This is a genomic window from Bradyrhizobium sp. 187 (genome assembly GCF_023101005.1).
GTDB classification, from domain to species: domain Bacteria; phylum Pseudomonadota; class Alphaproteobacteria; order Rhizobiales; family Xanthobacteraceae; genus Bradyrhizobium; species Bradyrhizobium canariense_D.
The window spans coordinates 7,185,859-7,203,751 of sequence record NZ_CP064693.1; the positions used below are offsets into that span (position 1 = coordinate 7,185,859).

Below are 17,893 nucleotides of genomic sequence, written 5' to 3' on the forward strand. Positions count from 1 at the left end.
TCAACGCCTCCCGCCCGCTCCCCGACGAGACCGATAGACATGGACCTCAAAGACTTCATGGAGTTCGTGCAGACCACCGCGCGCAGCGTCGGGGCGGAAATCTCCTCGCCCTGGTTCTACCTGCAATTCGGGCTCATTCTGGCCGCGGCCGGCATCGCCTATGCCGCGGAAGCCGCCGTTCGCAGCCGCGTCGACATGACCTCGCTGGCGATGCGCTGGCCGCTGCCGCTCCGGCACTTCGTCCGGGTGATGGTCTCCAGCGCCTCGACGGCGGTTTTCACCCTGCTCGTGATCGTCTCCCGCGTGGTCATGTACCACGCGACCTGGCCGAGCCGCAGCTATCTCCTGATGGTCGCCGCCAAGCTGGGGCTGGCCTGGCTCGCGATCCGGCTCTTGACCTCGGTGCTGCGCAACGCCTTCATCGTCAAGCTGGTGTCGATCACGGCCTGGTTCGTCGCGGCGCTCTCGATCCTCGGCCAGCTCGATGCGACGGTCGACCTGCTCGACTCTTTCGCCATCGTGCTCGGCGGCCTGCGGCTGACGCCGTTGCTCGTGATCAAGGCGGGTGCGCTGCTGCTCATCGCGCTCTGGCTCACCAACATCGCCAGCAATTTCGCCGAGAGCCGGATCAACTCGACCACAGATCTGACGCCATCGGTGCAGGTGCTGCTGGTCAAGATCATCCGCATCGGCCTGCTTGCGGTCGCGATCGTGATCGCGCTCGGCACGGTCGGCATCGATCTCTCGGCGCTCGCGGTGTTCTCCGGCGCGGTCGGCGTTGGCATCGGTATCGGCCTGCAGAAGATCGTCGCCAATTTCATCTCGGGGATCATCCTGCTCGCCGACAAATCGGTGAAGCCCGGTGATCTCGTCACCATCGGCGACAACACCGGGCGGATCAGCGCGATGAAGACGCGCTATATTTCCGTCGCCGCCGGCGATGGCCGCGAATTCCTGGTGCCGAACGAGGATCTGGTGACGCAGAAGGTCGTCAACTGGACCTACACCGACAAGAACACGCTGGTGAAGATCGCCTTCGGCACCAATTACGACGCCGACCCGCGGCTGGTCTGCAAGCTCGCCGCCGAGACCGCGGCCGCTCACCCGCGCGCGCAGAAGGGCAAGCCGCCGAATTCCATCCTGACCGAGTTCGCCGAAGCCGGGATGAAGTTCTCGCTCACCTTCTGGATTGCCGACCCCGACGGCATGGACAACGTCAAGAGCGACGTGATGCTGGCGCTGTGGGACGCCTTCAAGCGCGAAGGCATCCGGGTTCCCTACCCGGTTCGCGAAATCCGCGTCCGCGGCGGCGCCCTGCCGGTGGAAACCATCATGGAAGTCCCGAATTAGGCCCGCTTTCAGGCGCAAGGCAGGGCAGGCCTGACTTGCATGAAGGCGCGCAATCATTAAATTGGGCGCGAAATCAAGCCTTTCCGCCGATATCGAGCCCACCCCAGAAGATTGCGCCCGCATGAGCTACGTCGAAGCTACCGATACCTCGCTCCGCAAGACCGGGCAGATCAAGCTGCATGGACCAAGCGCCTTTGCCGGCATGCGCAAGGCGGGAGCGCTGGTGGCGAAGTGCCTCGACGAGCTCACCGACATCGTCGGGCCCGGCGTTCCGACCGACCGCATCGACCAGTTCGTCCGCGACTTCGCGTTCAGCAACAATGCCTATCCGGCGACGCTGATGTATCGCGGCTACCGCTATTCAACCTGCACCTCGCTCAACCACGTGGTCTGCCACGGCATGCCCGGCGACCGTCCGCTGAAAGAGGGCGACATCGTCAACATCGACGTCACCTTCATCGTCGACGGCTGGTACGGTGATTCCAGCCGGATGTATGCAGTCGGCCCGATCGCACGCAAGGCGGAGCGGCTGATCGAGGTGACCTATGAGGCCATGATGCGCGGCATCGCCGCGGTGAAGCCCGGCGCCACCACCGGCGACATCGGCCACGCCATCCAGAGTTTCGTCGAGCCGCAAGCCATGAGCGTGGTGCGCGATTTCTGCGGCCATGGCCTCGGGCGCATGTTCCACGACGAGCCGAACATCATCCATATCGGCCGGCCCGGCGAGGGCGTGCAGCTCAAGCCCGGCATGTTCTTCACAATCGAGCCGATGATCAATCTCGGCAAGCCGCATGTGAAGATCCTCTCCGACGGCTGGACCGCCGTGACTCGCGACCGCTCGCTATCGGCGCAGTTCGAGCATTCGGTAGGCGTCACCGCCACCGGCGTCGAGATTTTCACGCTGTCGGAGCGGCACGGCGAGAAGCAGATCGGGTGATCCCGGCGGCTGACGTTCGCATTCGCCGGCTGGCGTGAAACGGATTTGCCGCCGCAATTGACGGTTGCAAAAACGGTTATCCGCGGCAATGCTGGCGGCCGATGCCCGCCAAGACCGACCACGACAAGAGCAAGCCCGAAGAAGCGCCGCACTATCTCGGCCATCGCGAACGGCTGCGCGAGCGCTTCTACAGCGCGGGTGCGGACGCGCTCAGCGACTACGAGCTGCTGGAGATGGCACTGTTTTCGGCGCTGCCGCGGCGTGACACCAAGCCGCTGGCGAAGTCGCTGATCAAAATTTTTGGCTCGTTCGCCGAGGTCGTGCACGCGCCGGTGGCGCGCCTGCGCGAGGTAGACGGTGTCGGCGAGTCCGCGATCCACCAGCTCAAGCTGCTCGCGGCGGCGGCGCATCGCGTCGCCAAGGGCGGGGTCAACAGCCGCAACGCGCTGTCGTCCTGGAACGAAGTGATCGACTATTGCCGCACCAGCATGGCGTTCGCCGACAAAGAGCAGTTTCGCCTGCTGTTCCTCGACAAGCGCAACCAGCTCATCGCCGACGAGGTGCAGCAGACCGGCACCGTCGATCACACCCCGGTCTATCCGCGAGAGGTGATCAAGCGCGCGCTGGAATTGTCCGCGACCGCGCTGATCCTGGTGCACAACCACCCCTCAGGCGATCCCTCGCCCTCGCAGGCCGACATCCAGATGACCAAGGCGATCATCGACATCGCAAAACCGCTCGGCATCGCCGTGCACGACCACATCATCGTCGGCAAGAGCGGGCATGCGAGTTTGCGCGGGATGCGGCTGATCTAGTAGCAATATCGCGGATCGACCGGGACATAGGAGCCGTCCCGGCGCTGCGCGTAGCAGCCGCGCTGATAGGCGTAATAGCCGGAGCGGCGGCGTTCGCCCTCGGAGGCGATCGCAGCGCCCGTGCCGGCACCGACGACGGCGCCGATGGCGGCGCCGCGGCCTCCGCCGATGGCGCCACCCACGATCGCTCCACCGACGCCACCGAGGATGGCACCGCCAATGGCGTCCTGCGCCGCCGCCTCATGAGCCGGCATCGCGATCACGACCGCCAGACATGCCGCGATAGCGAAACTTCCAATGCGAAGACCTCGAAGCATGCTCGCCCTCCCCTGTGGTCAGACGAGTCATAGCGCCGCAGCCGGATTCGGACCAGAAAAATCACCATTTCGGGACCCGGCGCGTCACGCTATGGCGTCGGAGGCTCGGATCGAAGGCGGCTCAGACCATGGCGCATGCGCAGCACGGGCCGGCCGCTTCATCTCATGCATCGACCCAGCGCTGCACGGCCTCGGCGGTGTCGGCTGGCGTGGTGTTGAAGCAGATCGCGGCGTCGGGCGCCAGGCGGTGGACGAGGTTGAGCACCTTCTCGAACAGCAGCAGACGCTCCCGAGGCTCGCGCAGCCCCGCGCCGATCACGATGCAGTCGAAATTCTCCTCGCGCAACGCTACCGTGACGGCGGCTTCCGCCGCGGCATCGAGATCGATCAGGCAACTCGTGACCTCGTAACCGAGATCGCGCAGGCGCAGCAGCTGCGCATCGATATAGTTGCGCACGAGCTCCGGCGTGAGCTGCGGGAATGCGCTGTAGTCCGCGTTGCCGGGTTCGATGCCGATCGCGAGGACGCGCGTGGTCATGTTGGACTCCCTGGCCAGACTGCCTCGCGTCGCTAACGGGGCAGCGGCCCTGCCGGTTCCGTCGCGGACCGCCGCCCTGATCCCGGTCCTGCCGCTCATTTTCCCGGCGAGGTTGTAACCCACTTCACACGCGGCGCCCCGGCGGCCTGCCAGACTTGCAGGAGATCACGCTGGCCTCACGCCCTGATCACGGCACCTGGTTCATTTCGACTGACGCGCAGTTGCGAAAACTCATTCATTGCGGGAGCGGAAAATGATTTCATTCGAGAGTCTGAAAAGCGAATACGAGCGTAATTGGGCCAATCTCGAGATCCGGCCTTCGCGCCTCTCCGACGCGAACGCGATCGCGCGCAAAGCCATCAACGGCAAGGCGACCTATCAGCAGATCGAGCGGTTGACCGGCGTGCCCTGGTATTTCGCTGCCCTCTGCCACTACCGCGAATCCAATTTCGATTTCGACACCTATCTCGGCAACGGGGAAACGCTCCATCGCGCGACGACGCTCGTTCCGAAAGGACGCGGTCCGTTTGCCACGTTCGTGGACGGCGCCGTGGACGCCTTCAGAATCGAGAATTTTGTCGGCGCTCACGACTGGGGGATCGCGCGGATTCTGTTCCGGCTCGAAGCGTTCAACGGCTTCGGCTATCACGCCAAGGGCTGCAACTCGCCCTATCTCTATGGCGGTTCGACGCTGTATGGCCCGCCCGAGGCAAGGGCCGGAAAATTCGTCCGCGATCATGTGTTCGATTCGAACCACGTCGATTCCCAGCTCGGCACCGCGGTGATCCTGCATGCGATGATGTCGCTGGATTCCTCGATCACCCTCGACGGCAGCCCGCAATTCGCAAGCCGCGCCGAGCCGGAGGACGACGCGGCGTCGACGATCGTCCTCATGCAGCAGGCGCTCAACAAGCTCGGCGCCAATCCGCCGCTCGCGGAGGACGGCATCAGCGGGCCGAAGACCAGGGCCGCGGTCTCGCAGTTTCAGCAGCAGAACGGCCTGAGAGATACCGGACTTCTCGACGGCGCCACCGTCGGCGCCCTCACGCGCGCGGCGCAGTCGGGCCCCACCGGACCGACCGGCGATGTCTCCCGGATCATGAAGCGGCTGGAGGACCTCGCGCAATTGCTGCGGCCGCCGGTCGGCGGTGTGACGCCGGCAACGACGACATCGGGCAATACGCTGCCCGCCACCAATGATCCGATCAGCCTGTTCGAACGGCTCTTTTCCCTCGTCAACAAGTCAGCCCCCATGCCAGGACCAGTCACCCTCACCCCAACCAGCCCCGCTCCCGTCGACCAGTTGAAGCAGGTCGTCGACCTGCTCGGCACCTTGCTCAACCGGGACGGCAAGCCCGTCCTCGGCCAGGTCAATGGCGCGCTCGGCGAGACCATCGGCAAGATGCTCGACGGCAAGAAGACTGCGCTCGGCATCGGCGGCTCGCTGATCACGGCGCTGCTGTCGTCGGTGACGGCGAGCCCCAATGCGGGAGGCCTTGCCGGGTTGCTCGGGACGCTCGTGTCGGCGGTGCCGGGCCTCGGCCAGTTCGCGATGCCGATCTCGCTGGCGCTCACAGCCTGGGGCGTGCTCGGCAAGATGGAGAAGTGGGCCCAAGGCACAGCGCCGCCGCCCAAGCCGACGACGTAGCCTGCCACCATCCTTCGAGACGCCCGCCTATGGCGGGGCCCTCAGGACGAGATTGCGTTTCGCGGCGCTACTGCCGCAGCATGATCAGGGGATCGGCGGTATCGGGGACGCGCCGCCATTGCGCGTTGTCGTCGGCCTCGAACTGCCAGGCCTCGCCGGCCTTCGACAGCAGGATGATCTGGCCGCGGTCTAGCCGCCATTGCGTCGGGTTGAACTGCGCGATGGCCGCATCGCATTTCGGCTTGAGGAAGACCTGGAAATTGTCCGGCCCGGCTTCCGTGTTGGTCAGCGTTAGCCCGCAGACAGGCTGGCCGTTGCCGCGCACGATCGACCAGTCGCCGATCATCTGGTCCATCGACTTCGCCATCGAGCGGGCGGCGGCGAGGTCTTGCAGGATGTAGACGCCCTCGCCCTGCCGCAGGCCCTCGAAGATGCCGGCCTCGACCTCGGTGAAGTCGATCACGGCCTCACCGCTCGCATCCTGCAAGCGGACGATGTCGAGACCCCTGACGCTCCAGGCGACGATGTCCTTGGTGAAAGGCAGCGCGGCCTTGCAGGCCGGCTCCAGCTCGAGCTTGAAGCCCTGCGCCGCGGCGTCGGCCTTGAGCGTGACGACGCAGGTCTTGCTGCGCTCGGTGGTCGAGAGCTCCCACTGCCCGGGCATCTCCTTCTTCAGGGTCGTCGTATCCTGCGCCTGCGCGATGCCGATCGCGGCCAAGCAGGCCACGACGGCGAATGTAACGACGCGAAGAACTCCCATCAGCGTCCCTTGAACGGCGTTTCGGCAACCGGCGTCAACGGCGCCTTGCCTGAGAACCAGGACTTGAGATTGTCGACCACGAGCTGATCCATCGCGTTGCGCGTCACCACCGAGGCCGAGCCGATATGCGGCAGCAGCACCACATTCTGCATGGCCTTGAGCTCGTCCGGCACGTTCGGTTCGGCCGCGAACACGTCGAGGCCGGCCGCGAGGATGGTGCCGGACTTGAGCGCCTGGACCAGCGCCGGTTCGTCGATCACCGAGCCGCGCGCAACGTTGACCAGCACCCCGCGCGGGCCGAGCGCCTTCAGCACCTCGGCGTTGATCATCTTGTTGGTCGAGGCGCCACCGGGCACGATCACCATCAGCGTGTCCACCGCCTTCGCCATCTCGATCAGGTCGGGGTAGTGCTTGTAGGAGACGTCCTTGGACGGGTTGCGGGTGTGATAGACCACCGGCACCAGCGAGGCATCGAGCCGGCGCGCGATCGCCTGTCCGATCCGGCCCATGCCGACGATGCCGACCTTGCGGTCGCGCAGCGAGCCGACGCTGAGCGGATAGTTCTGGGTCTGCCAGAGACCGGAGCGCACATAACGGTCGGCCTTGATGAACTCGCGCACCGTGGAGATCAGAAGCCCCATCGCGACGTCGGCGACCTCCTCGGTCAGCACGTCGGGCGTATTGGTGACGATGATGTTATGCTCGGCGGCGTATTTGGCATCGACGTGGTCGTAGCCGACGCCGAAGCTCGCCACCATCTCGATCTTGGGCAATTGCGACAGCGAATCCCGGTCGGCGCGCACGGTGTGATAGGTCACCGCCACGCCGCGGATCTTTTCGCGGATCGCCGGCGTCAGCCGCTCGAGATCGCCCCGCGTCTCCGCCTTGTGCACGACGAAATGATCGGAAAACCCGTTCTCGAGGATCGGCCGGACCGGCCCATAAATCAGAAGGTCGATCTTTTCGGACGAAATCGAACCGGTGGTCATCAGTTGTCCTTTCCAAGCGCGCTCTCGTGCCAGCGCCGTAAGACGAGGTGGGAAACTAGCGCCAGCACCCCATAGATGACAATCCCGGCCAGCGACAACAGCAGCAGCGCTGCGAACATGCGGGGTATGTTCAAGCGGTAGCCGGATTCTGCGATCCTGTAGGCGAGCCCGGAGCCGGCGCCGGCCGTTCCCGCCGCGATCTCGGCCACGACCGCGCCGATCAGCGACAGGCCGCCGGCAATGCGCAGGCCGCCGAGAATATAAGGCAGCGCCGCCGGCAGCTTGAGATAGCGCAGGGTCTGCTGTGGCGAGGCGCCATAGAGCTGGAACAGGCCCGCGAGGTTGCGATCGACCGAATTGAGCCCGAGCGTGGTATTGGACAGCACCGGGAAGAAGGCGACGATGAAGGCGCAGACCACGACCGCGGTCTGCTGCTCCAGATAGATCAGCAGCAGCGGCGCGATCGCGATGACCGGCGTGACCTGAAGCACCACGGCATAGGGGAATAGCGATGCTTCCACCCATTTGGACTGGTTGAACAGCAGCGCCAGCGCGATGCCGCCGACGCTGGCCGCGACAAAACCTTCAAGCGTGGTCAGCAGCGTCGCGGCAAGCGATTGCGACAGCACCGCCCAATCCTTGATCAGTGTCGCGAATATGACCGAGGGCGCCGGCAGCACGTAAGGCGGGATGTCCTTGATCCGGACCACGAGCTCCCAGGCGAGCAGTCCCGCCGCGAACACGATGACCGGTAGCGCGAAGCGCACCGCGCGTTGCGCGCCGGACGGCTTCGCAGTGACGGAAGCTTGCGCGTTCATAGCGTCGACTGCCCTGCATAGGACGGCGCCAGCGCCGCCGACACTTTCCGGCAATAATCGGAATAGGCGACTGAAGTGCGAAACTCCTCGCCACGCGGCTCGACCGTCTCGACGCGGAAGTCGGCCTGGATGCGGCCCGGCCGCGCGGTCATGACCACCACGCGCTGCGACAGATAGACGGATTCGAACACCGAATGCGTGACGAAGATGACGGTCTTGCCGAGCCTGCGCCACAGCGCGAGCAAATCGTCGTTGAGGCGGAAGCGCGTGATTTCGTCGAGCGCCGCGAACGGCTCATCCATCAGGAGGATATCAGGGTCTGTGACGAGCGCGCGCGCCAGCGACACCCGCATCTTCATGCCGCCGGAGAGCTCGCGCGGAAAGGCGTCGGCAAAATCGGCAAGCCCGACGCTTGCGAGCGCCTCATCGGCGCGCGCGCGCGATTCCGCCTTCGGAACGCCTGAGAGCTTCAGCGGCAACCGCACATTCTCGCGCACGCTGGTCCAGGGCATCAGGGTCGGTTCCTGAAACACGAAGCCGATGCCATGACCTGGGTGAACATGACCTGGCTGCGGTGTGCCCTCACGACGCGCCAGCCGGACGATTCCTGACGACGGCGCGCTGAGTTCGGCGATCAGCCGCAGCGCCGTCGACTTGCCGCAACCTGACGGCCCCAGCAGCGAGATGAACTCGCCCTTGCGCACCGCAAGATCGAGCGGGCCGAGCGCCATCAGGCCGTTGTCATAGGCCTTCGTCACGCCGCGCAGGCTGACAGCCAGAGCCGTCAGGCCGGTCTCGACCCCCGCCGACGTTTGGACTGATGACATCGGCCCTGCGCTACGGCTTGCTCGGGCGCAGCTCGGCGCCGACGCCCTTGTTGACGAAGCGCAGCGTATAGGATTTGCGGAAATCGAGGTCCGCCTTCACCACGCCCGCCTTCACCATCTTGTTGAAGAAGGAGGTGTAGCGCTCGTCGCTCATCGCGCCGATGCCGTTCTTCAGCGAATCGCCGGAATCGACGATGCCGTATTCCTTCATCTTGGCGACGGAATAGGCGAGCAGCTCGTCCGTCATCTCCGGATTGAGCTTCTTGATCATGGCGTTGCCCGCTGAATTGTCGCGGTAGATGTAATTGTACCAGCCGACCATGGAGGCATCGACGAAGCGCTGCACCAGGTCGGGCTTCTTCTCGACGACGTCGCGGCGGCTCTCGATCAGGGTCGAATAGGTGTTGAAGCCGTAATCGGCGAGCAGCAACACGTTGGGCTTGAAGCCCGCGGCCTTCTCGACCGCGAAGGGCTCCGAGGTGACGTAACCCTGCATCGCGCTCTTGGGATTGGCGATGAAGGGCTGCGGATTGAAATTGTAGGGGCGAACGTTCTTCTCGCTGAAGCCGTATTCGGACTTCAGCCACTGGAAATAGCTGGTCATGCCCTCCTTGGAGACGAACAGCGTCAGCGGCTTGAGGTCCTCGATCTTGGCGACCTTGGCATCGGGCTGCGTCAGCATCACCTGCGGATCCTTCTGGAACACCGCGGCGATGGTGACGACCGGGACGTTGTTGGCGACTGCGTCGAACGACATCAGCGTGTTCGCGGCCATGAAGAAATCGATCTTGCCGGCGATCAGCAGCATCCGGTTGTTCTCGTTGGGCCCGCCGGGCACGATGGTGACGTCCAGCCCGTATTTCTTGTAAGTGCCATCGGCGACGGCCTGGAAAAAGCCGCCATGCTCGGCCTCGGCGACCCAATTGGTGCCGAACATGACCTTGTCCAGGGTTTCGGCGCGGGCCGGGACGACCGAGACGAAAGCGGCCATCAGGCCCGCCGTTAAGGCTCGCCGCAGATGAGAGGGGCTCATGATGGGACTCCGTCGATCGCTTCTAGCCGATGTCCAAGCAACGCGATAAAACCGCAAGACATTCGGGGACGCGAGCCGGCCTGGCCCGCGTCCCCTGATACCCTAAATTACGCGACAAATTCGGGCAAAGAAACCTTGATGACGCCTTCCCGCGATTGGACCGAGATTCGCTGGGCCGATGCCAGCCTCGCGGAGGTTTCGCGCTGGATCGCGGTGCTGCCGCTGGCCGCGACCGAGCAGCACGGCCCGCATCTGCCGCTCGAGACCGACGTGCTGATCGCGGACGCCTATCTCGCGCGCGTGCGCGAGCTCCTGCCCGAGCGCGCTCCGGCCACTTTCCTGCCCGTTGAACCGATCGGGATTTCCACCGAGCATATCGACTATCCGGGCACGCAGACGCTGCCGACTGACATCGCGTTGAAAAAATGGACCGCGATTGGCGAGGACGTCGCGCGCCGCGGAGTGAAGAAGCTCGTCATCGTCACCAGCCATGGCGGCAACAGCGCGGCCATGATGCTGGTCGCGCAGGATCTTCGCGCGCATCGGAAACTGTTCGTGGTGACGACGTCGTGGTCGCGGCTGTCGGGCGCGGACAAGCTGTTCCCGGCCGACGAAGTGCGCCACGGCATCCACGGCGGCGCCATTGAAACCTCGATCATGCTGGCGCGCTATCCCGATCGGGTGCGCATGGATGCGATCGCGAATTTTCCCGCGAGCAGCATCGCGATGGAGCAGCAATATCGCTGGCTGTCGACGCAGCGACCCGCGCCGTTCGCCTGGCAGGCGCAGGATCTCCACGCGAGCGGCGCCGCCGGCAACGCGACGCTAGCCGTGGCCGCGAAGGGCGAGCAGCTGATCGACCAGGGCGCCCGCGCTTTTTGCGAGCTGCTTGCCGAGGTTGATAACTTCGACGTGAACAGGCTCGCAAAAGGCCCGCTCGGCTAGCGCTCATCCTTCTGGAATCATTCAGGAAAGAGCCAGACTCGAGCTCCGCCTTTGCCGAGTTCGAACCGGACGCGCGGAGCCTCCGTCCAACTCGGTACGCGGGCCACAAGGGACCGCCTCAACCCGGATGGAGTTTCACATGTCGATTAAGACCAAGATTTTCGCAGTTGCCCTCACCGCGCTCACCCTGACCGGCAGCGTCGTGGCCACCACCTCGCAGGCGCAAGCCAAGCCGCTCGGCTGGGGCGTCGGTGTCGGCCTGGGCATCGCCACCGCCGCCGTCGTCGGCTCCGCGATCGCCGCCAGCAACGATCCCTATTACAACGGCTATCACCGCTGCGGCTGGGCCGCCCAGTACAACGCCTTTGGCCAGTACGTCGGCCGCGTGCGTACCTGCTTCTGATTTGAGTCCCTGAGGCCGATCTCACGTGGATCCCGCGTCCGACACGGGCGCCTCATCCACCCGTGTCGTGCCCCGACCCCGCCGGATGTCCCCGGGCGGGGTCAACCGTTTTGGACCTTGGAATTTGTTGCAGTCCCGTCACATCGCGGTGCGAACCATCTCCTGCGACAATCCGCACTAGTTGCTACTGCGAATTAATCGCAATAAGGTTTCCAGAGACTCAGGGGCTTGGGAAGAAATCGCGCCGGATCGAGATCATCTCGACCGATCGCGGAGCACCTAATCCTGATGACAGGGTCGCCGCGAATCGGCAGGGATAGTGCGGCGAGTGGACACACTCGCTTTGGGGGCGTGCGTTTTGACGTTGAGGGGTCACCGTTACAGGTATTTGCGAACGGCCGCGGCGATTGCCACGGGCGTCTTGACTTTGCCCGCCAGCAGCCGCGCGGCTGATCTGCCGCTGAAGGCACCGGCGCTGAAGGCCGTCTATGACTGGACCGGCCTCTACATCGGTGCGCATGCCGGCTACAGCCTCGGCTCGTCGCGCTTCGCGCTGAACGACGGCACAGGCATTAGCGACAGCGGCGTCTTCAGCGGCATGATCGGCGGCGTGCAGGCCGGCTACAATTACCGGCTCAATTCCGGCTGGCTCCTCGGCGTCGAAGGCGATTTTTCGTTTCCGAACTACATCACTTCCAACTCGATCGTGTCCTTCCTGGCGACACCCGCCAACACCGTCACGCAGCAATGGGACTACACTGCGAGCCTGCGCGGCCGCGTCGGCTACACCAGCGGTCCCTGGCTGGTCTACGCCACCGGCGGCTTTGCATGGATGGGCGAGCGCTATTTCGACACGCCGGCCGCAGGCGAAGCAGTCCCGAAAATCCTGAACACGCGGCCCGGCTGGATCGCGGGTGCCGGCATCGAATACGGCTTTGCGCCGCATTGGAGCGCACGGCTCGAATATCTCTATAGCCGCTTCGACGGCGCCAATGTCGCCTTCTCCACAGGTGCCCAATACAATTCGTCGTCGCTCGACTTCCAAACGATCCGGCTCGGCCTCAACCGCAAGGTCGATTGGCCGGGCATGCCGGGCTACAATCCCAAGAGCTTGGGGATCGGCTCGCTAATCGACACCGAATCGGATCGCTGGGAGATCCACGGCCAGAGCACTTATCTGCCGCAAGGCTACCCGTCGTTCCCCGCCCTCTACACCGGGCCGAATTCGCTCTCGCCATCAAGGCAGGCCAAGGCGACCTGGAGCAACAGCCTGTTCCTGAACGCAAAGCTGTGGGACGGCGGCGAGGTCTACTACAATCCCGAACTGCTGCAGGGATTTGGATTGAACGACACGGTCGGCGCGGCCGGTTTCCCCAACGGCGAGGCGCAGAAGTCGAACTTCCCCTATCCGCACTACAACACATCGCGCCTGTTCGTGCGCCAGACATTCGGCTTTGGCGGCGAGCAGGAAGAGCTCGCGAGCGGCCAGTTGCAGCTCGGACAGAAGGTCGACGTATCCAGGCTCACGGTGCAGGCCGGCAAATTCCCCGTGATCGACGTGTTCGACGGCAACGCCTACGCCAAGGACACCCGCAAGGACTTCATGAACTGGTCGCTGTGGGCGCCAGGCGCCTTCGACTATTCAGCCGACAAGGTCGGCCTCACCTACGGCGTCACCGCCGAGCTGAACCAGAAGCAGTGGGCGCTGCGCGGCGGCTACTTCCTGATGGTCGCCGAGTCCAATTCGAATCATTTCGACACCAGGGTCGGCGAGCGCGGCCAGTACGTGCTCGAGCTCGAAACGCGCTTCTCGCTCCTTGGCCAACCCGGCAAGCTCAGGACCATCGGCTGGCTCGACAGCGCCAATATGGGCAGCTTCCGCGAGACGCTGGACAATCCCGCGCTCAACCTTGACATCGCGCAGACCCGACGCGGCCGTCTGAAGTATGGCTACGTGCTCAACCTCGAGCAGGCGATCACCGACGATGTCGGTCTGTTCAGCCGCTGGAGCTGGAACGACGGCAAGACCGAGACGCTGGCCTTCACCGACATTCACCGCAGCCTGTCGGCGGGATTGTCGATCAAGGGCACGAAATGGGGCCGGCCGGATGACGTGATCGGCGTCGGCGGCGCCATCAATGCCATCTCGCAGGATTATCGCGACTTCCTGGCCGCCGGCGGCCTCGGTGTTCTCATCGGCGACGGCGCGCTCAACTACCGCCGCGAGCGCATCCTCGAAACCTATTACGCCTACGCGCTGAACAAGAGTCTCACCCTCACCGCCGACTACCAGCTGATCGTCAACCCCGCCTACAACGCCGATCGCGGCCCGGTGTCGGTATTTTCCGGGCGGCTACACGGCGAGTTCTGAGCGCTTCCGGCTACGTGACTTACGCAGCCCGGATCGCGTCCAGGAACTTCCCGACCTCGACCTTGAGGCGGCCGCTCTCGCCGGACAGCGACTTCGCTGACGCGAGCACGGTGGAGGAGGCCGATCCGGTCTGGCTCGCGCCGCGCTGCACGTCGACGATGCTGGCGGAGACCTGTTGGGTGCCGCATGCCGCCTGCTGCACGTTGCGGGAAATCTCCCGCGTCGCCGCGCCTTGCTGCTCGACCGCGGAGGCGATCGCCGATGCGATCTCGGACATGCGGGTGATGGTGTCGCCGATCGACTTGATGGCGCCGACGGAATCCTGCGTCGCGCTCTGGATTCCCGTGATCTGCTGGCTGATCTCGCCGGTGGCCTTGGCGGTCTGCTCGGCGAGCGCCTTGACCTCGGAGGCGACCACGGCGAAGCCGCGCCCGGCCTCGCCGGCGCGCGCCGCCTCGATCGTTGCATTGAGCGCCAGAAGATTGGTCTGGCCCGCGATCTGGCTGATGAGCTCGACCACGTCGCCGATCCGGCCGGCCGCCTTGGCGAGTTCGCCGACATAGTCGTTGGTACGCGCAGCCTGCTGCACCGCTTCGCCGGCCACCCGCGCGGAGTCCTGGACCTGCCGGCTGATCTCGTCGACCGAGGACGCCATTTCCTCCGCGGCCGCGGCGACGGTCTGCACGTTGCTGGAGGCCTGCTCGGAGGCGGCCGCAACGGTCGCGGTGACCTTTTCCGATTGATCGGCGGTGCTCGTCAGCGTTCCCGCCGACACTTCCAGCTCCGACGATGCCGACGACACGGTGTTGATGACGTCGCCGATCAACGCTTCGAAATCGCGTGCGATCTGGTCCATGCGCTGGCTGCGCCGGAGCTTCGCCTCGGCTTCCACCGCGGCGGCCTCATCGGCGGCCTTCTTGGCGGAGAGCGAATCTTTGAAGTGCTGGAGCGAGCCCGCCACCTGGCTGATCTCGTCATTGCGGCCGGTCACGGGAATCTCGACCTCGTGCTGCCCGGCGGCAAGAGTTGCGATCACGTCCGCGAGCCGGCTGAGCGGCGTCACCACGCGCCTGCGCAACATCATCGTCACGCCACCGAGTGTCCCCAGCAGCGCCAGCACCGCCACGCCCGCGAGCGCGAGCATCGCCAGCGCGCCGTCGCGCGCGGCCGAGGCGCGCTCGGCAGCTTCCGCCAGCGCGGCATCGCGGACGCCGTAGAACATCTGGATGGCGGGGACGATGATGTTGGCCAGCTCTTCGGCATTGATGCCGTACTTGCCGTCGCCACGCGCCGCGAGCATCTCCTTGTCCACGGCAGCGGCTGCTTTCCCGAAATAGGAATCCGTCGCCGCCTTCAGCGCGGTGGCGATCCGGGGCGGGCTTCCGAGCTGGTCGATGCCGGCCTCGATGCGCTCGCGGTCGGCCTCGACACGTCCCTGCATCCGATCCATCAGCGACAATTCGGCCGCCGTGAGCGGTCGGCGAGCGCTCAGCGCCGGCGACAGCGTGGCGGCGCGGCTGCCGGCCGAGACGCGCAGATCCTGCGCCGTTCGCGCCAGGCTCAACAGCGCCGCAAGCGAGGAATCGGCATTGATGACCTTGGCTTCAAGCCGGTTCATGATCGGCTCGATATTGCCGATGACCTCGGCAACGCCTGGAAGGAAGCCCTTGATTACAGCGCCGTCGCGCGTCGCCAGGGGCACGCTCATCGCGCGATCTGCCGCCGTGATGATATCCTTGAGCCGCCGCGCAGTACGGTCCAGGTTTTCGATCATCGCTCCGGAATCATCCAGCACCATGATGGCGCGCCTTGCCCCCTCGAACGCGCCATCGACCGCTTTCGCCGCCTTTGCGGCGGCTTCGATCTGGACCTGCGTCGCAGAATTCTCCTGGAAGATCGGGGAAATGTAGGGAGCACGAAGGCCGGCAACGTGCTGACTGACCATCAGGGTCGCACCGAAGGCCTCGACCGTCTTGATCGCATCGGAGCGGTTCGTGAAGATGCGCGCCTGGGGTATCAGCACCTCGGCGCCAAGGATGACTGCAAACACCGTCACCGTCAGCATCGACAGCGCAAAGAGCTTCCCGATCCGCATTCTGATCCCCGAATACATTCCTGCAAATGCCGAGACCTAGCTGGTGGCCGCTAAGAGCCCGTTAAGCAACGGCATGCCCGTAGTTCCGCGGGGTATTGGGGAGTGCCTTCGGGGACGGGGTCGCCGAAGTTCCTTCGCGATGCCCGATGGGACAGAATCATCGGCATTTCTTCCTCGAATACCTATATCAAGACCTGTGCGGCCATCCGCGCCACACTGCCTTACCTCGGAACATCAATGCTCTCCGCCGAACTCGCCATCGTCGTCGTCCTGATCGTCATCAACGGCTTGCTGTCCATGTCCGAGTTGGCCGTGGTCTCGTCGCGCCCGGCCCGGCTGTCGATGCTCGCCGCCAAGGGCGTCCGCGGCGCCGAGCGGGCGCTGACGCTCGCGGCCGATCCCGGCAAATTCCTCTCGACGGTGCAGATCGGGATCACGCTGGTCGGCGTGCTCTCCGGCGCGTTCTCGGGCGCGACGCTCGGACAGCGGCTGACGCAATGGCTGCTCGAGCTCGGCCTGTCCGCAGGAATTGCCGACATCGTCGGAGTGGGGCTGGTCGTCACGCTCATCACCTACGCCACCCTGATCGTCGGCGAGCTGGTGCCGAAGCAGGTGGCGCTGCGCGACCCCGAGAGCATCGCGGTCAGGGTTGCACCCGCGATGCACGTGCTTGCGAAGGTCTCGCTGCCGCTGGTCTTCCTGCTCGATCTCTCCGGCAAGCTGATCCTCACGCTGCTCGGCCATGGCGGCAAGTCTGAAGAAAAAGTGTCAGAAGATGAGATCCATCATCTCGTCAGCGAAGCCGAAAACGCAGGCGTGCTCGAGTCAGGTGAAAAGGAGATGATCGCGGGCGTGATGCGGCTCGGCGACCGGCCGGTCGGCGCGATTATGACGCCGCGCACGGAGGTCAACGAGATCGACCTGAACGATACGCCGGAAAGCATTCAAGCGACCATCGCCAAGAGTCCGCATTCGCGCTTTCCGGTGTCCGACGGCGACCGCGACAAGCCGATTGGCGTGCTTCAAGCCAAGGACCTGCTGGTGGCCTTCATGAACGAGCGCACGCCGGATTTGCGCGTGCTGGTCCGCGAGGCGCCCGGCATTCCCGCCTCGGCCGATGCCCGCGACGTGCTGGCGATCCTGAAGGCTGCACCGGTGCATGTCGGCCTCGTCTACGACGAATACGGCGCCTTCGAAGGCATCGTGACGACGGCTGACATTCTGGAATCCATTGTCGGTGCCTTCCATTCCGAGGAAGGCCCGCCGGAACCGGCCTACGTCAAGCGCGCGGACGATTCGCTGCTGGTCTCAGGCTGGATGCCGGTCGACGAATTCGGCGAGCTGCTCGGCATCGAACTGCCGCCGCACCGCTACAACACCGTCGCCGGCCTCGTGCTGCAACAGTTCAACGTGCTGCCTGATGTCGGCGACGCCTTCGACTTTGGCGATTGGCACATCGAGGTGGTCGATCTCGACGGGCGGAGGATCGACAAGATTCTGGCGAGCCGGCGGAGCGAAGTAGAGACGGGGTGAGCCACTCTCGTCGTCCCGGAAGCGCAGCGAAGCGGAGCGCAGATCCGGGACCCATAGCCACAGGATTGAGCTTGGCGAAGACTGGTAGTTGCGCGGTGCTGCTGTCTGCGCATGATCGACAGATCACGCGGTATGGGTCCCGGATCTGCGCTGGCGCTTGTCCGGGACGACGGCGGAGTTTGTGGTTAGAGCTTGCGCCAAACTCTAGACCCTCACCCGAACCTCACCCCGATCCGCTTTTCCTTGCGCCAGATCACGGTGCAGGCGAGATGTTTTCCGTCGGCCCGCACAAGCAGGCTGAAATGGTCGGGGATGCCGACGGGACTGCTGACGTCGAGCGCGGCGCCGGTATCTGACAGGTTGCGGATAGTGCAGTCGATCGCGCCGCCGCCGCCGAACTCGATCGTTCCGGCCTTCAGCACGCGATGCCTTGCCTTGTCGCGCCGCTCGTCCATGGGAACAATCTACACCCAAAGTTGAATCAAACGTTAAACGCACCCCCCTCGCGATG

Annotated in this window: 17 protein-coding genes; 8 read left to right on the top strand and 9 right to left on the bottom strand. The window is 64.8% G+C overall.

Features of this window, described 5'->3' with window-relative positions; translation table 11 throughout:
* Window positions 1-33 precede the first annotated feature (33 nt).
* From IVB19_RS34610 to radC, 3 genes are all read left to right on the top strand, one after another.
* Complete coding sequence (locus IVB19_RS34610) at window positions 34-1,350, top strand: mechanosensitive ion channel family protein (RefSeq protein ID WP_026233939.1); 1,317 nt, start codon at window positions 34-36, stop codon at window positions 1,348-1,350.
* Between the two features lie 121 nt (window positions 1,351-1,471).
* Entirely contained in the window at window positions 1,472-2,290 is an 819-nt protein-coding gene (gene map, locus IVB19_RS34615; RefSeq protein WP_018460078.1) for a type I methionyl aminopeptidase, read from the top strand.
* Window positions 2,291-2,391: 101 nt separating this feature from the next.
* A complete protein-coding gene (gene radC, locus IVB19_RS34620; protein ID WP_018460079.1) occupies window positions 2,392-3,105 on the top strand; it encodes a RadC family protein in 714 nt (237 codons plus the stop codon).
* Here the strand turns inward: radC and IVB19_RS34625 are convergent.
* Both IVB19_RS34625 and IVB19_RS34630 read right to left on the bottom strand, forming a co-directional pair.
* Window positions 3,102-3,422, bottom strand: coding sequence for a YMGG-like glycine zipper-containing protein (locus IVB19_RS34625; RefSeq protein ID WP_026233940.1), 321 nt, complete (start codon window positions 3,420-3,422; stop codon window positions 3,102-3,104). The two genes, radC and IVB19_RS34625, sit on opposite strands and share 4 nt — an antisense overlap.
* Before the next feature lie 163 nt (window positions 3,423-3,585).
* Window positions 3,586-3,960, bottom strand: a complete 375-nt coding sequence (locus IVB19_RS34630; RefSeq protein WP_018460081.1) for a hypothetical protein — start codon at window positions 3,958-3,960, stop codon at window positions 3,586-3,588.
* 253 nt (window positions 3,961-4,213) lie between these two features.
* On the opposite strand from IVB19_RS34630, the gene IVB19_RS34635 reads away from it, so the two are divergent.
* Window positions 4,214-5,608 carry a peptidoglycan-binding protein gene (locus IVB19_RS34635; RefSeq protein ID WP_018460083.1) on the top strand — a complete coding sequence of 465 codons (1,395 nt, stop codon included), beginning with the start codon at window positions 4,214-4,216 and terminating at the stop codon, window positions 5,606-5,608.
* A 67-nt stretch (window positions 5,609-5,675) separates the two neighbouring features.
* On the opposite strand, the gene IVB19_RS34640 is transcribed toward IVB19_RS34635, so the two are convergent.
* Genes IVB19_RS34640 through IVB19_RS34660 form a run of 5 tightly spaced genes read right to left on the bottom strand, consistent with a single transcriptional unit; the run spans window position 5,676 to window position 10,035 of the window.
* On the bottom strand, window positions 5,676-6,368 hold the full coding sequence (locus tag IVB19_RS34640; protein ID WP_026233941.1) for an AprI/Inh family metalloprotease inhibitor: 693 nt from the start codon (window positions 6,366-6,368) through the stop codon (window positions 5,676-5,678).
* Window positions 6,368-7,357, bottom strand: coding sequence for a 2-hydroxyacid dehydrogenase (locus IVB19_RS34645; RefSeq protein WP_018460085.1), 990 nt, complete (start codon window positions 7,355-7,357; stop codon window positions 6,368-6,370). The genes IVB19_RS34640 and IVB19_RS34645 overlap by 1 nt, the downstream gene beginning before the upstream one ends.
* Window positions 7,357-8,175 carry an ABC transporter permease gene (locus IVB19_RS34650; protein WP_018460086.1) on the bottom strand — a complete coding sequence of 273 codons (819 nt, stop codon included), beginning with the start codon at window positions 8,173-8,175 and terminating at the stop codon, window positions 7,357-7,359. Before IVB19_RS34650 ends, IVB19_RS34645 begins: the two co-directional genes overlap by 1 nt.
* A complete protein-coding gene (locus tag IVB19_RS34655) occupies window positions 8,172-9,002 on the bottom strand; it encodes an ABC transporter ATP-binding protein (protein WP_085358545.1) in 831 nt (276 codons plus the stop codon). Before IVB19_RS34655 ends, IVB19_RS34650 begins: the two co-directional genes overlap by 4 nt.
* A 10-nt stretch (window positions 9,003-9,012) precedes the next feature.
* Window positions 9,013-10,035, bottom strand: a complete 1,023-nt coding sequence (locus IVB19_RS34660; RefSeq protein WP_026233942.1) for an ABC transporter substrate-binding protein — start codon at window positions 10,033-10,035, stop codon at window positions 9,013-9,015.
* 138 nt (window positions 10,036-10,173) lie between these two features.
* On the opposite strand from IVB19_RS34660, the gene IVB19_RS34665 reads away from it, so the two are divergent.
* The 3 genes from IVB19_RS34665 (at window position 10,174) to IVB19_RS34675 (ending at window position 13,754) form a co-directional block, all read left to right on the top strand.
* Entirely contained in the window at window positions 10,174-10,980 is an 807-nt protein-coding gene (locus IVB19_RS34665; RefSeq protein WP_085358543.1) for a creatininase family protein, read from the top strand.
* A gap of 139 nt (window positions 10,981-11,119) precedes the next feature.
* Window positions 11,120-11,383, top strand: a complete 264-nt coding sequence (locus tag IVB19_RS34670) for a hypothetical protein (protein ID WP_007597808.1) — start codon at window positions 11,120-11,122, stop codon at window positions 11,381-11,383.
* Between the two features lie 388 nt (window positions 11,384-11,771).
* Window positions 11,772-13,754: a carbohydrate porin gene (locus tag IVB19_RS34675; RefSeq protein ID WP_026233943.1), complete on the top strand. Its 1,983-nt coding sequence runs from the start codon at window positions 11,772-11,774 to the stop codon at window positions 13,752-13,754.
* Window positions 13,755-13,773: 19 nt separating this feature from the next.
* Here the strand turns inward: IVB19_RS34675 and IVB19_RS34680 are convergent, their stop codons facing one another.
* Window positions 13,774-15,849, bottom strand: coding sequence for a methyl-accepting chemotaxis protein (locus tag IVB19_RS34680; RefSeq protein WP_018460091.1), 2,076 nt, complete (start codon window positions 15,847-15,849; stop codon window positions 13,774-13,776).
* Window positions 15,850-16,086: 237 nt separating this feature from the next.
* Between IVB19_RS34680 and IVB19_RS34685 the strand changes: the two genes are divergently transcribed.
* Window positions 16,087-17,382: a hemolysin family protein gene (locus IVB19_RS34685; RefSeq protein ID WP_085349708.1), complete on the top strand. Its 1,296-nt coding sequence runs from the start codon at window positions 16,087-16,089 to the stop codon at window positions 17,380-17,382.
* A 212-nt stretch (window positions 17,383-17,594) separates the two neighbouring features.
* On the opposite strand, the gene IVB19_RS34690 is transcribed toward IVB19_RS34685, so the two are convergent.
* On the bottom strand, window positions 17,595-17,837 hold the full coding sequence (locus tag IVB19_RS34690) for a PilZ domain-containing protein (protein WP_018460093.1): 243 nt from the start codon (window positions 17,835-17,837) through the stop codon (window positions 17,595-17,597).
* Between the last annotated feature and the right edge of the window lie 56 nt (window positions 17,838-17,893).